General features: G+C 34.6%; 11 protein-coding genes. 4 read left to right on the plus strand and 7 right to left on the minus strand.

Going from position 1 to position 14279, the window contains the following annotated elements:
• The first annotated feature begins 93 nt into the window (after positions 1-93).
• Complete coding sequence (locus O9307_RS01410) at positions 94-1371, plus strand: replication-associated recombination protein A (protein WP_298294585.1); 1278 nt, start codon at positions 94-96, stop codon at positions 1369-1371.
• A 185-nt stretch (positions 1372-1556) separates the two neighbouring features.
• On the opposite strand, the gene O9307_RS01415 is transcribed toward O9307_RS01410, so the two are convergent.
• Genes O9307_RS01415 through radC form a run of 5 tightly spaced genes read right to left on the minus strand, consistent with a single transcriptional unit; the run spans position 1557 to position 4778 of the window.
• Positions 1557-2315 carry a hypothetical protein gene (locus O9307_RS01415; RefSeq protein WP_298294588.1) on the minus strand — a complete coding sequence of 253 codons (759 nt, stop codon included), beginning with the start codon at positions 2313-2315 and terminating at the stop codon, positions 1557-1559.
• Between the two features lie 60 nt (positions 2316-2375).
• On the minus strand, positions 2376-3065 hold the full coding sequence (locus O9307_RS01420) for a YjjG family noncanonical pyrimidine nucleotidase (RefSeq protein ID WP_298294590.1): 690 nt from the start codon (positions 3063-3065) through the stop codon (positions 2376-2378).
• 4 nt (positions 3066-3069) lie between these two features.
• Positions 3070-3528, minus strand: coding sequence for an RES family NAD+ phosphorylase (locus O9307_RS01425; RefSeq protein ID WP_298294592.1), 459 nt, complete (start codon positions 3526-3528; stop codon positions 3070-3072).
• On the minus strand, positions 3528-4031 hold the full coding sequence (locus O9307_RS01430) for an antitoxin Xre-like helix-turn-helix domain-containing protein (protein ID WP_298294594.1): 504 nt from the start codon (positions 4029-4031) through the stop codon (positions 3528-3530). The genes O9307_RS01425 and O9307_RS01430 overlap by 1 nt, the downstream gene beginning before the upstream one ends.
• 54 nt (positions 4032-4085) lie before the next feature.
• Positions 4086-4778: a DNA repair protein RadC gene (radC, locus tag O9307_RS01435; RefSeq protein WP_298294596.1), complete on the minus strand. Its 693-nt coding sequence runs from the start codon at positions 4776-4778 to the stop codon at positions 4086-4088.
• A gap of 70 nt (positions 4779-4848) precedes the next feature.
• Between radC and O9307_RS01440 the strand changes: the two genes are divergently transcribed.
• Complete coding sequence (locus O9307_RS01440) at positions 4849-5454, plus strand: DUF1287 domain-containing protein (protein WP_298294598.1); 606 nt, start codon at positions 4849-4851, stop codon at positions 5452-5454.
• Positions 5455-5503: 49 nt separating this feature from the next.
• Here the strand turns inward: O9307_RS01440 and O9307_RS01445 are convergent, their stop codons facing one another.
• Positions 5504-6907 (minus strand): Mur ligase family protein, encoded by a 1404-nt coding sequence (locus O9307_RS01445; protein ID WP_298294600.1) that lies wholly within the window; start codon positions 6905-6907, stop codon positions 5504-5506.
• Positions 6908-7154: 247 nt separating this feature from the next.
• Positions 7155-7832 (minus strand): tetratricopeptide repeat protein, encoded by a 678-nt coding sequence (locus O9307_RS01450; RefSeq protein ID WP_298294601.1) that lies wholly within the window; start codon positions 7830-7832, stop codon positions 7155-7157.
• A gap of 129 nt (positions 7833-7961) precedes the next feature.
• Here O9307_RS01450 and O9307_RS01455 point away from each other — a divergent pair, with 129 nt between their 5' ends.
• A complete protein-coding gene (locus tag O9307_RS01455) occupies positions 7962-11174 on the plus strand; it encodes an MG2 domain-containing protein (RefSeq protein ID WP_298294603.1) in 3213 nt (1070 codons plus the stop codon).
• Positions 11175-11189: 15 nt separating this feature from the next.
• Positions 11190-14207 carry an alpha-2-macroglobulin family protein gene (locus tag O9307_RS01460; RefSeq protein WP_298294605.1) on the plus strand — a complete coding sequence of 1006 codons (3018 nt, stop codon included), beginning with the start codon at positions 11190-11192 and terminating at the stop codon, positions 14205-14207.
• The last annotated feature ends 72 nt before the right edge of the window (positions 14208-14279 follow it).

Raw genomic sequence — 14279 nt, forward strand, 5'->3', positions numbered from 1 at the left:
TTTATGCCTAGAAAAACAGAGCGCGGTGCGAGGACTTGTAATGTACAGCTGGATTGGCTCCTGAAAACTATAAAAAATGTTTATTTTTGTGGTATGGAAGCACCTTTAGCAGAACGCATTCGGCCACAAGCCTTGACGGATTATATAAGTCAAACGCATTTGGTGGGGCCTAACGGCTCGTTGACGCAACAAATTAAGAACAGAATCATCCCCTCGCTGCTATTGTGGGGACCGCCGGGTACTGGAAAAACTACGTTGGCGCAGATTATTGCACAGGAATCTAAACGACCTTTTTATGAATTGAGTGCTATCAATTCTGGGGTGAAGGACATTCGGGATGTGATTGAAAAAGCCAAACAAAGTGGCGGATTGTTTACGGCTAAAAATCCGATTTTGTTTATTGATGAGATTCACCGGTTTAGTAAATCGCAACAAGATTCGCTTTTGGCGGCGGTGGAAAAAGGATGGATTACTTTGATTGGTGCTACGACTGAAAATCCGAGTTTTGAGGTGATTCCCGCTTTGTTATCGCGTTGTCAAGTGTATATTCTGAATGCTTTTACCAAACAAGATTTAGAATCTCTGCTGGAAAGAGCGATGCAAGCGGACGCCATTTTGGCCAGCAAAAAAATTGAGCTAAAAGAAACCGAAGCTTTGCTACGATTATCTGGAGGCGATGGTAGAAAACTCCTTAATATATTTGAATTGGTGGTCAATGCCTCGGCCTCGGAACCGATTATTATTACTAATGAACGGGTTTTGGAATTGGTGCAACAAAATACGGTTTTGTATGACAAGACGGGAGAACAACATTATGACATTGTTTCCGCTTTTATAAAATCGATTCGAGGGAGTGACCCCAATGGAGCGGTATATTGGTTGGCACGGATGATTGAAGGTGGCGAGGACGTTAAATTCATAGCCAGACGAATGTTGATTTTGGCTAGTGAAGACATCGGCAATGCTAATCCGACGGCATTTATTATGGCTAATAATACTTTTCAGGCGGTGGCTACGATAGGCTATCCTGAGAGTCGCATTATTTTGAGTCAGTGTGCGGTGTATTTGGCAACTTCCCCAAAAAGTAATGCTTCGTATATGGCCATTGGCACCGCTCAACAAATCGTAAAACAAACCGGAGATTTGCCCGTACCGTTACACTTAAGAAATGCACCAACAAAATTAATGAAGGAGTTGGGCTATGGCGAAGAATACAAATATTCGCACGATTACGCGAACAATTTTGCCGAACAAGAATTCCTTCCGGAAGCACTGAGCAACACCCCTATTTATGTTCCCGGCAATAACTCGAGAGAAAATAGTATTAGAGAATTTTTGAAATATAGATGGAAGGAGAAGTATGGATACTGATAAAGTTAGAAATTAGAAGTTAGAGGTAAGAGGTAAGAGGTAAGAGGTAAGAGGTAAGAGGTAAGAGGTAAGAGGTAAGAGGTAAGAGGTAAGAGGTAAGAGGTAAATAAAACAAAAACGAGAATGATTTGATAAATCAAATCATTCTCGTTTTTGTTATTTATTCGGTTGGTATTCTAAACTGACTAAAACTTAATCGCAATTTTTTCAGACACTAGCTGATCATTTTTATAATATTCAAAATACCACTCGTTGTCTTTTAAAAGTAAAGCACCTTGAACGCCGTCTCTAACAGCCGTGAAGTAATCGCTTTTTGAGGTTTTGTATAATTTCATAACAACTTTTGGAGTCGTATCTACTAATTGATAGCCATTGGCTGTAGGTTGTGCGTAATAAACTGTAGTATTAGCTGCTGCGTTAGCCGCTACTACAGTGCTAACTGGCGTACTAACATTAGACACAACTGGGACAGGCACGGGATTTGGAGCGGAAACTTGGCTTGGAGTTGATGTAACTACCGGTATTGCTCCTGGAGTATATTTATAATTCATAGCATACAACGAATTAAAAGCTTCATTTAAGGCTTCAGTATAGGCCAATTGATAGTCTTTTTCTTTGGTATAACCTGTAGTCGATTTAAATATCTCTTTTCCATAACAATCTTTCAAGACAAAATACATTTTGGTCGCCAAAAACGCTTTCATATTAATAACGTCGATATACAACAAACTACATTTGTCGTAGGGATTAGGCTCTTCTGCATAAAATGCTTCAAAACCAGCTTTAGTTAAATTATACTTCGTTAGTGTAGAGACACGGTATTCGTTTGTTTGTTTTTGAAAATCAAATTTCAAAGGAACAATAACCGCTCTAAAATCATTTAGCGATTGAGCGAATGAAAAACTGGCCAAAAGGGCGAAAAAGAATAAAAAACGTACTTTCATTATCATTATTTTTAAAGTAAAAAAAACAGAGGAAAAAGCCTCTTTCTAATTGGTTTAAAGTTACAAGAAATTTTGTAACTCTAGTAAATGTTTCACTTGTTTGATTTCGGGGTCTACAGGAACCTGATTTGGATTGAAAAATATTGCTGTTAAACCGGCATTTATAGCCCCTTTTACATCTGCATCGAGACAATCGCCAATCATTACACTCTGCTCCTTTTTGGTATTGGCCATTTCGAGTGCGTGCTCAAAAATAATAGGATTCGGCTTCTTAACCCCTGCCATTTCTGAATTGGTAATGGTTTTAAAATAAATTTCTAAATTAGAATTTCTAACTTTTTTATCTTGAACAGCAGCAAAACCGTTTGTAATGATATGTAAAGTGTATTTCTTATGCAAGTATTCTAAAATAGCAATAGTCCCTTCGAATAGAAAGTTATTTTCAGGCAACAAATCAATATAATCAATTGCCATTTGATGAATTGCTGCGTCAGAAATGGCATATCCTAAAGCATCAAATGACAATTTCAAACGGTCATAACGCAATTGATTATGAGAAATTTGGTCATTTTGATATAATTTCCAACAAGCTTGATTAATTGGGATATATTTTTCTATAAATAAAGTGGTATCTACATCAGGATGATTTTTTTTGAAAATAGCATCAAAAGCCATCTCAGAATTTTTGTCAAAATCCCAAAGGGTATGATCTAAATCAAAAAAGACATCGGTTATATTTTTTAAAAGCATACTATTATTTGAATATTCGTTTATCAAAAGGAAAATCAATCTGATCTGTAATTTGAATTTGTTTGAAATCCGGATGAAACGGATTAATTAAGAAATTAAAATCTCCTTTGACCACTGCCGAAGGAACTTTGAGTATCGCAAAATCATTTTGCTGAATAAAACGATCTCCAATTACAGCGGTATGAAAGGAGGACGGAAACACATTCCAATCCGATTGTAATTCAGCCATTTTAACTTCTAGAACCTCAATAGTATCAGGAATAGCAATGGTTAACATTACAAAATCACTTGGCAAAGTAGCCAATGACAAATGCACTACAACTTCTGCCATAGCAAGTGCCCTACTTTCTGCTGTGTAAATGATTTCTGTGCCTTTAGAATTCCATCTGGCACCACAGATTGAAGCGCCTTTACCTGACAACTCAATGGGATATTTCTTTCGGGCTAGTCGAAAAACTTCCATTACACAAAAATACCTTGGTCGATTTTTATCATCTCTTGCAAGACCATTTCTTTGCCGTAAGAATCTCGCAATAACTCAATTGGTTTTAGATTACCTAAAGCATATGAAGGAAGCGTTAACCAGCTGTAAAACTGTTCCTCTGAATCAAAAATGGTTCTTCCAACAGTGGTCACTTCCGCTAATTCTAATATTTTTTCGGATTGTAAAGGTTTAAAAACAAAACTATCCTTGGCACGACTGCGCTGCAAAGATTTTGTAGATATTCCTAAGAAAAGAGCCCAATCTTCTTCATTAAAAGGCGTTTGTTCTTGAATCAATTTGAAAAAATCATAGGGAATCCCTTCGCGAATGGCGTGGACAATTAGCATTTTATTCTTTAAGAAATCGGCATACGTTAATTTTTTATTCAACACTTTGTAGCCACTACTTTGCTCTAATTTTGAAACAAAGGAACGCACCATTGCATTTATAGCCGTTTGAGAATTTAATTTAATCGCTTCCATAAAAAAGACATTTGTCTGCAAATATAAGACAAATGTCCTTATCAATTACACTAATTATAAAATTCCTTCATCAGCGAAGCTAAAATAACTATGTTCAGTAACAATTACATGATCTAAAACTGGAATCTCCAACTGTAATCCAGCATTTTTAATTTTTTTAGTTACTTGAATATCAGCTTCGCTGGCTTGCAGTTTACCTGACGGATGATTATGCGCCAAAACGATAGCGACTGCATTTTGCTCCAAAGCAATTTTAAACACTAGACGAACATCTACAACAGTACCGGTAATCCCGCCTTTACTGAGTTGAGCTTTAAAAATAATCTTGTTCGAATTATTGAGATAAAGGACCCAAAATTCTTCGTGAGCTAACTCTCCTATTATTGGATGCATTTCTTGATACACCACTTTACTAGATGTTACTTTTACCAATTCGAGAGGGTTCGCTTCTTTTCTTCTTCGACCTAATTCTAAAGCAGCTGCAATGGTAATGGCTTTGGCCTCGCCTATCCCTTTAAATTCCATTAATTGAGCCAAAGATTGTTTGCCTAAAGAAGATAAATTATTACTGACACTAGCCAAAATACGTTGACTCAGCGCCACTGCCGATTCACTTCTACTTCCTGAACCTATCAAAATGGCGACCAATTCGGCATCACTTAAAGCACTTTTGCCTTTGAGCATCATTTTTTCACGAGGTTTGTCATCTTCGGACCAATGCGTAATAGGAAAATTAGTTGCTTCCAAATGGTAAATAATTAAAATTGAACACTATACTAGTTTTGAAAAAACATCGTTTTATAATAAAAGTAAAAAAATGAAAGCAATTTATTTAATTTTCCTACTAAATTATTTTTCCACAACTACTACAAACCCAGCTTTTATACCAAATACAAAACCCTTTTCTCTACAACTTTCGGAAGCTGCGCTAGCAATTATAAATCCAAATGTGAACTATGACCCCACTTATTGCTCTATAAAATATCCAAATGGGGATGTTCCTAAAAACAAAGGTGTTTGTACCGATGTAGTAATAAGAGCCTACAGAAAACTCAATATTGATTTACAAAAAGAAGTACACGAGGATATGAAGGCAAATTTTTCAAAATATCCCAATCTAAAAAAATGGGGAATGAAGAAAACCGACACCAACATTGACCACAGAAGGGTTCCAAATTTGGAAGTTTTCTTTGAAAGAAAAGGTAAAAAACTATTAGTATCCGATAACGCTAAGGATTACAAAACTGGAGATATTGTCACTTGGATGATTAACGGAAAACTTCCTCACATAGGAATTGTAACTCATAAGAAAACAAGTGATGGTTTACGCCCCTTGATTGTTCATAATGTAGGATACGGACAAGTCCTAGAAGATTGCTTATTCAAATACAAGATAGTGGGACACTTTCAATACGAGAAATAAAAAAAGGTGCCAAAAACTGACACCTTATCATTGTTTTATGTCTTCGAATCTACAACATCAAATTTTTAACTTCATCAAAATTCAACCCGCCATAATTTCCTGAACTCATTAGCAATAGTGCGGAATTCTCTAAATTTTGATTAAACAAAAAAGTCTTGAATTCGGCTGGATTAGTATAAATGATTAAGTCTTCTCTATTGAACGCTTTGGCTATTTGTTCATATGTCACTTCTTCGAGTTGCTTAATCTTTACGGCATCTGGAGAATAGAATACCACGGCAACATCCGCATATTCAAGTGCTCCTTCATATTCTTTTAAGAATTCGGAATTCAAACTACTGTAAGTGTGCAATTCCAAACAAGCTACCAAAGTACGTTCAGGATATTGTTCTTTTACGGCTTTTGTAGTTGCAGCCACTTTACTTGGCGAATGCGCAAAATCTTTGTAAGCCACTTTCCCTTTACCTTCGGCAATTTTTTCCAATCGTTTTGAAGCTCCTTTAAAGCTGGCAATCGCTTCATAAAAATCCGCTTCATCTACACCCATATTTTGACAAATCCATTTGGCTCCAGCGAGATTGTTCAAATTATGTGCTCCAAAAACTTCAATTGGCATTGGACCTTCTGGCGTTTCTAAAAGTGTGACTCCATCTTTTACTTCATAATTTGGAGTGGAATACGCCATTTTTCGAATCGGATTCGTAGCTGCTTCGGCCACTCTTTTCACTTCTGAATCTTCAGCATTATAAACTAAAATACCGCCATTGGTGATTTTTTCAATAAAAATCTCGAATTGATTCACGTAATTTTCATAGGTCGGAAAAACATTGATATGGTCCCAAGCAATTCCAGAAATCAAAGCAATGTTCGGTTGGTATAAATGAAATTTTGGTCTTCTATCAATTGGTGAAGACAAATACTCATCCCCTTCCAAAACCATAAAATCATTTTCTTCTGTAAGATGTACCATAGTATCAAAGCCTTCCAATTGGGCGCCTACCATATAATCAACTTCTATGTTATGATAGTGCATCACGTGCAAAATCATAGAGGTAATCGTAGTTTTTCCGTGTGAACCTCCAATTACAACACGGGTTTTATTTTTGGATTGTTCATATAAAAACTCAGGATAAGAATAAATTTTCAATCCTAATTCTTGAGCTTTTAATAATTCTGGATTATCGGCTTTTGCGTGCATTCCTAGAATTACCGCTTCAATATCAGCAGTGATTTTTTCAGGAAACCAACCCAACTCAGCAGGCAAAATTCCCTTTTTCTCCAAGCGAGATTTTGAAGGTTCGAAAATAGCATCGTCGCTACCTGTTACTTGATATCCTTTGTTGTGAAGAGCCAAGGCCAAATTGTGCATTGCACTTCCGCCAATAGCTATAAAATGAAGCCCCCTAGCCCCCGAAGGGGAAACAGCAGCTGTATTGTTTGTATTTGAATTCATAATAAATGAGTAAAATTATTTCTGTTGTATTTATAAAGGCAAGAATTCTCAACCAATGTCATTATGTTAAGAGATTTTAGATTGAAGATTAACGATTCTTGATTTTAGATTTCGGAACAAGTTATTAAAAATTATATAATTTTCAGCATCTTAAATACATCAGCAATCAAAAATCGTTAATCAAAAATCAGCAATCAAATTATTGATTATTCCTTAACTTAATGACATAGAGCCCCCCCTTTGGGGGCTAGGGGGATTTCAGTTCTTGTGCTTTCTTGGGGTTGTTTAATTTTTTCAAATATAATTGATATAATTTTTGAAAAGTGACTTTTGAATTGCCAATTTCGTGTGCTTTTTTATATTGAATTTCAGCAGCCGAATAGCGGTCAAAATACTCCTCAATATGTCCTCGAGACAAATAACCATCAACGGGAGAAATTTTCAACAACTCATTAGAATATTGTATCGCTTTGGATTGACTACCACCGACAATTCCGGGCAATTGCAAATTGAGTTCGATGAGTGCCCATCTCGCCTCAATGTGTTTAGGTTCGAGAGCTATGGCTTTTTCAAAAGAGGAACGAATAGCACCAATCATTCCCAAGGCCTTGAATTTATTCACTTCTTTGGCTTTCATTCCCATGACTCCACCACATTTGTAATGATAATCGGCTACGTTAGGCTTTATTTTTTTTAGTTTATTATAGTACCCCAACGCTTTATCCCATTTTTTTTCTTTTCCAGCAATATCGCCAAGAAATTCAATAGCCTTAAGATCATTTGGATTTGTTTTCAAAACCGACTCAAACAACGGAGTAGCTTGTGCGTACTTTCCGGTTTCAAATAACTTTTCGGCAGTTTCGAAATTAGATTGTGAAACCATAAAAAGTGGATATAAAATAAAAAACAATACTGATTTTTTCATTCTTCAAAAATAAGAAAATGTGTTAACTTTCGTTTCTGTTTGAATAAAAAATAGTAATTTGTACAAAATACTTTTTGCGATCTCCCAACCTTATCAATCAAAAAACACTCTAGATATAAAAACAAGCTTATGAAAAATATATGCTATCTACTTTTATTGCTGTCAAGTACACTATTTGCTCAAGAGTATGATAAAGACTGGCAAAAAGTACTTCAATTTGAAAATCAAGGAAAATTAAAATCCGCAAATGCTATTGTAACCAAAATACACAAAAAAGCCATTTCTAAAAAAAATGAAGTACAAATCATTAAATGTTTTTTTTACGAATCAAAATATTTGCAAGTAGTAGACGAAAATGCACAAACTAAAATCATTCTCAATTTAAAGAAAGAAATCAATCAGGCTTCTATACCATCTAAAGCTATTTTGAATTGGATTTATGGAAAATGTTTGAGCGATTACAGAGAAGAGTACGAAAATATTGCAGTCACAGCGACAGATACCTCTGAAATCGCAGATGAAAATAGTGAAGTAACCATTGACAGTTCAACAGTTACTGGATTTAAAACTCCAGAGAACATTGTCAAAATATTTGAAAGAACTTTAGAAAACGAAGCTATTTTAAAAACCACACCTTTAACCAATTATGAAGCTATTTTTGATTTTCTTACTTTAGAAAAATTCAAAAAAGAAAATCTATTTGATTATTTACTAAAAGAAAACATTGCCTTTTATAAATCAAAAATAGATGAATGGCAGTTTCAACCCAAAGAATATGAAGCTCAAAAAAACACTCTTTTGGGTAATACTGATGTCTTTTTAAAATTAAATCTCGATTTAATTAAAGATGAAAACCTAAAAAAAATACTTTCTTTATATCAAAAACTGGAAACTGACACAACTGTTTTAGAAAACAAATTAGAACGAATTTTGTTTTGTTCACAATTCCTCATAAAATCAGAGGAAGATTTATTAAATGCCCTAATTAAGTTGGAAAAAGAAACAAATGAAACAATTCAACTGCAAAAAATTCAATTAGAAAAAGCAACTGTTTACGCTGAATTAGCTTCCAAAGAACTTCATCCTGATTACAACAGCAAAGCGATTTCTGAATTAGAACGTGTTTTGACAACAAACAATAATTCGAACACCTACAAACTGGCAATTCAAAAAAAAGACGAACTGCTTTCAAAAACCATTCAGGTTCAACTTCAAAAATACATTTATAATAAAGAAAACGCTAGAGCTTTTATTCGATATAAAAACACAAACAATTTAACGATTTCTATTTTTAAAATAAATAACAACAAAATTGCCGAGTTCTACACTATTTCCCAAAATCAAGACAGTTTGGCTACCCAAATTGTAACTAATAAAAAACCATCAATAACAAAAAAATACGACCTCGTTGACAAAAAAGATTATTTTGAATACACTACCGAAATCCTTTTACCACAACTTGAAACAGGCAGTTATTTGGTTTATTTCGAAAGTGACACCAACTCAAAAGACAAAAAAGGTTATGGCTACGAAACCATCACAGTATCGAATATTTCTGTCTTGGCAAATTCAAAAGAAAATACAGAATACTTCACGGTGCTTGATAGAAAAACGGGTAAACCATTGGAGGATGTTACAATAAAACTACTAAATCAAACCCTAAAAACAGATAAAAAGGGAATCGCTTTTTACACAAAAGAAATAAACAATGACGGTTATGAGTCGATAACATTCTCAACCAAAAATGACACGCTGTTCCTCCAAAAAGGATATTTACATAACAGGAGTGTTTATAAACAAAACATAGCTATTAAATCTATAGGGAAAGTTGAATTTTACCTAGATCGAGCCATTTATCGTCCAGGTCAAACTGTATATTACAAAGGAATTGCTATCCAAAAAAAGAAAAACAAATCAAGTATAATTCCTCATACTACATTTAAAATTACAATTCAAGACCCTAACTATTCAGATTTCAAACAATTTAATATCATCACTAATGAATTTGGTTCGTTCTCTGGCGAGTTTGTTTTACCCAAGACAGGCTTAACAGGGAATTTTAGAATTATAGCAAATGAACCCGATGATTACGATAAGGATGTTTCTAATAATAAAATAAAAGACGAACATCCGTTTTGGGATAACGTAGATTTTAAAAATTCAGAACTATATTTTAGAGTAGAAGAATACAAGCGTCCAAAGTTTGAAGTTACGTTTGAACCTAAAAAACAAAGTTTACAAGTGAATCACTCGGTTAGCGTAAAAGGAACCGCCAAAGCATTTGCAGGAAGCACTATTTCGGATGCTAAAGTTACATACACAATTACACGTTTCACGACTTCATTTCAAAATTATTACAATAATGAATCAGAAGAAACTTTAGTAAGTAGTGAAACCAAAACAGATGCCTCCGGAAAATTTTCGATTGATTTCATTGCCCAACCGTCTAAAAATGCGAGTAAGGAACAGCTTCCTGTTTTCAATTATCGAATAGACGCAAGCGTTACGGATAGCAATGGAGAGACGCATACTGCACAAACAATACTAAAAGTAGGCTATCATGATTTGATACTGAATGCTTCTATTCCAAATAGTATTGAGACAAAAAACAAAAACGAAATCACCTTGAGCAGCACTAACTTAAATGGAGAATTTAAAGCCGCAAAAGGAGAAATCAAATTGTATTTTGTAAGTCCATTTTCTAAAAAATTCAAAGATAGAATTTTTCCAATGCCAGAAATAAGCGCTATCACTGATGTTGATTTCGAACGATTATTTCCTTATGAAACAAATGAAAGACCAATAGCAAAACCTACAGAAATAGTAGTTTTCTCCAAAAAAATTGATACGGAAAAAGATAAAAATTTGGATTTAGATTTCATTTCTGATTATCAATCTGGAAATTATAAAGTAGTGTTTTCTGCAAAAGACAGTTTTGAAAATCCTATCGAAACTGTTTCTAATTTTTCAATCATTCAAAATAAAAACATATACAGCCCGAATAAATTATTCACCGTTGAGCAAATCAATAAAGACCCTAAGAAAGATGGTTTCGTAACCGTTCAGATCCGCTCAACATTAGACACGTTGCATATTCATACTACTGCCAATTATAAAAACAGTACTTTTTATGAAAAAAATATTGATTTGGAAAACCATCAAGCTACAATTACAATTCCGCTTCAAAAAGAATTCGAGAATTCTCTAAACATTGGTTTTGAAAGTATCTTCGAAAACCAAACTTTCAATGACCAATTAGAAGTACTATTGAAATCCGATGAACCCAAGATAGATTTTTCTGTAGAAAGCTTTAGAAACAAAATTCAACCTGGAAGTACCTAAAATTGGTCCTTCAAATTGAATGCCACCAATACCAAATCGGAAGCGGAAATTTTGGTTTCAATGTATGACAGTTCTTTAGACCAGTTTACAAAAACGGCATGGGGAGCATTGAACATTTATGAATATTATACCAATAGGGTGTTTTTCAGGACAGGTTTAGGATTTGATAAAACGTATATCTATCTTGAGAATTTAAATGTAGAATCGAATCCATTAGAACTTCAAAATGAAGCAACACTCCTAAAATGGTTTGGCTTTGATATTAATAATACAACTTATGGAGATGTGATGTCTATTGTTGATATAAAAGACAAAAAAATTGGAAGTGAAACAATTAAAGGAGACCCAGATGCAGTAATAGCAGTAGAAGAAACAACTGTAATGGCGATGAGCCTTTCTCCTGCTCCTAAAGTGGATCAAGTTAAGTTTATAAAACCAGTAGTAGCAAAAGCAGAGGATATTCGAATTAGAGGAGGAGCTTCATTAACAGGCAATCAAGGTACGCCACTAATTTTCATCGATGGAGAAAATGCTTCTGAAGAAATGCTTAAAAATATAAATCCATCAGACATTATTTCCCTTGATGTTTTAAAGGATGCAAAAGCCACGACACTATACGGCAGTAAGGGCAAAAATGGTGTTATTATCGTAATAACCAAAAAATCATTAGAAGCCTTAACACAAGTAAAAGCTAGAAAAAATCTATCAGAGACCGCGTTCTTTTTTCCTAATCTAAGAACCGATGCCCAAGGCAAAGTGAGTTTCAATTTTACTTCCCCAGAAGCCTTGACCGCTTGGAAACTTCGTCTATTGGCGCACAACAAAGAAGCCGTTTCAGGTTATTTAGAAAAAAGTGTGATTACACAAAAAGAACTGATGGTTATACCCAATTTCCCTCGCTTCTTTAGAGAAAAAGATTCGATTGTCATTACTGCAAAAGTGAGCAATATGACTAATGAAACCAAAAACGGCATGGCCCTTTTACAGCTTTTTGATGCCGCAACTATGCAATCTATTGATGCGAAAACAGCAAACACAAAAACGGTTAAAAGTTTCAAGATTGCTGCTTTTGGCAACAGCATTGTGAGTTGGAAAATCTATATTCCTGAAGGGATGCAAGGTATTCAATATAAAATCTTGGCAAAAGCTGGTAATTTCTCAGACGGAGAAGAAAATATCCTACCCGTTTTGACAAATAATAGGCTAGTAACCGAAAGTATCCCAATTTGGGTACGAGAAAATTCAAAAAAAGAATACACTTTTGAAAACCTAAAAAATAATACTTCGACTACTTTACGAAACCATCAATTTGTTTTGGAATATACCTCAAACCCTACTTGGCTAGCCATTCAATCCTTGCCGTATTTGATGGAATATGAACACGAATGTGCCGAACAAACTTTTGCGCGTTTTTATGCTAATGCCTTGGCTTCAGCAATCATTTCGAGTAACCCAAAAATCGCTACTCTTTTTGAAACTTGGAGAAAAAACGGAAAGTTAAATTCAAAACTCGAAGAAAACGAAGAACTCAAAACGATGATTTTGGCCGAAACACCTTGGTTGAATGATGCCCAAAACGAAGAAGAAAAAAAGAAGCATCTCGCCTTGCTTTTCGATTTAGAAAAAATGAAGCTCTCGCAAGAAACGACATTCAATAAACTAAAACAAAAACAGCACGCTTCAGGAGGATTTGCTTGGTTTGACGGTGGCAATGAAAGCGAATACATTACCCGACATATTTTGGCTGGCTTAGGACATTTATCGAAATTGACCAAAGAAAAGAACAACCCAGATAAAATAAATCAAATTGCTACAACTGCTATTCCTTTCTTGGATCGAAAATTTTTAGAGCAACACAATAGTAGAACGCAACACTTAAAAACAACCGACAAATTGATATGGCTAAATCCGTATTCTGATTTGCATTATTTATATACCAGAAGTTTTTATTTAGAACAATTCCCCCTTTCAGATACTTTAACAAAAACCACAAAAAGGTATCTTGAAACTGCCAAAACAGATTGGTTGGATTATTCTTTATATGAAAAAGGAGTAGCTGCCTTGGCTTTACACCGATTTGGAGAAAAAGAATCCGCTAAAAAAATTCTAGAAAGTCTAAAAGAAACCGCCGCCAATAATGAAGATTGGGGAATGTATTGGATTGCCAACAAAGCAGGCTGGTATTGGTATCAAGCTCCTATAGAAACACAAGCACTTTTGATTGAAGCCTTCGCCGAAGTTTTAAACGATACAAAATCGGTGGATGCTATGAAAGTTTGGCTACTCAAAAACAAACAAACCAAAAACTGGCCCACTACAAAATCCACCACCGAAGCTATTTATGCCTTGTTACTACAAGGAAACGATTGGTTAAGTGTTAAAGACAATACCATCTTAAAAATTGGAGAGGAAAAAATCCTAACCAAAAAATTATCCGAAAACGAAAAAGAAGCCGAAACTGGCTATATCAAACTCAATTGGAAAGCCGATGAAATCAAGAAAGAAATGGCCAACATTACTATACAAAACAAATCGAAAGTTCCTGGATTTGGAGGCGTGTATTGGCAATATTTTGAAGACTTAGACAAAATTAAAACCAATTCGGGAACCGTTTTATCTATAGCTAAAGAATTGTATCTGAAGAAAAACACCCTTTCAGGAGAAGAACTACAAAAAATCACCACTAAAAATAGTTTGAAAATTGGCGATTTAGTAACCATCCGATTAATCATTTCTTCAAAAGAAGATATGGAATTTGTTCACTTAAAAGATATGCGCGCTGCTTGTTTTGAGCCAGTAAATGTTCTTTCGGAATACCAATACAAAGGCGGACTAGGTTTTTATATGAGTACAAAAGACGCTGCCACACACTTCTTTTTTGATAAAATAAACAAAGGAACTTATGTACTAGAATACGATATTCGAGTAAACAATCAAGGTGACTTCTCTAACGGAATCACCACTATTGAGAGCATGTATGCGCCAGAATTCAACAATCACACCAAAGGAATTCGAATCAATACAAAAGAGTAATAAAGCTACTTCTTAATTAGAAAGGTCTCAAAATGAGGCCTTTTTTTTTATATATAAATAATACTAAAATCA

The sequence above is a fragment of the Flavobacterium sp. genome, from assembly GCF_027531905.1.
Taxonomy (GTDB): Bacteria; Bacteroidota; Bacteroidia; order Flavobacteriales; family Flavobacteriaceae; genus Flavobacterium.

Excerpts from the sequence above, each read along its gene's own strand:
- O9307_RS01410 (WP_298294585.1), top strand. The coding sequence starts at position 94 with ATGGAAGCACCTTTAGCAGAACGCATTCGGCCACAAGCCTTGACGGAT.
- O9307_RS01415 (WP_298294588.1), bottom strand. The coding sequence starts at position 2,315 with ATGAAAGTACGTTTTTTATTCTTTTTCGCCCTTTTGGCCAGTTTTTCA.
- O9307_RS01420 (WP_298294590.1), bottom strand. The coding sequence starts at position 3,065 with ATGCTTTTAAAAAATATAACCGATGTCTTTTTTGATTTAGATCATACC.
- O9307_RS01425 (WP_298294592.1), bottom strand. The coding sequence starts at position 3,528 with ATGGAAGTTTTTCGACTAGCCCGAAAGAAATATCCCATTGAGTTGTCA.
- O9307_RS01430 (WP_298294594.1), bottom strand. The coding sequence starts at position 4,031 with ATGGAAGCGATTAAATTAAATTCTCAAACGGCTATAAATGCAATGGTG.
- O9307_RS01440 (WP_298294598.1), top strand. The coding sequence starts at position 4,849 with ATGAAAGCAATTTATTTAATTTTCCTACTAAATTATTTTTCCACAACT.
- O9307_RS01445 (WP_298294600.1), bottom strand. The coding sequence starts at position 6,907 with ATGAATTCAAATACAAACAATACAGCTGCTGTTTCCCCTTCGGGGGCT.
- O9307_RS01450 (WP_298294601.1), bottom strand. The coding sequence starts at position 7,832 with ATGAAAAAATCAGTATTGTTTTTTATTTTATATCCACTTTTTATGGTT.
- O9307_RS01455 (WP_298294603.1), top strand. The coding sequence starts at position 7,962 with ATGAAAAATATATGCTATCTACTTTTATTGCTGTCAAGTACACTATTT.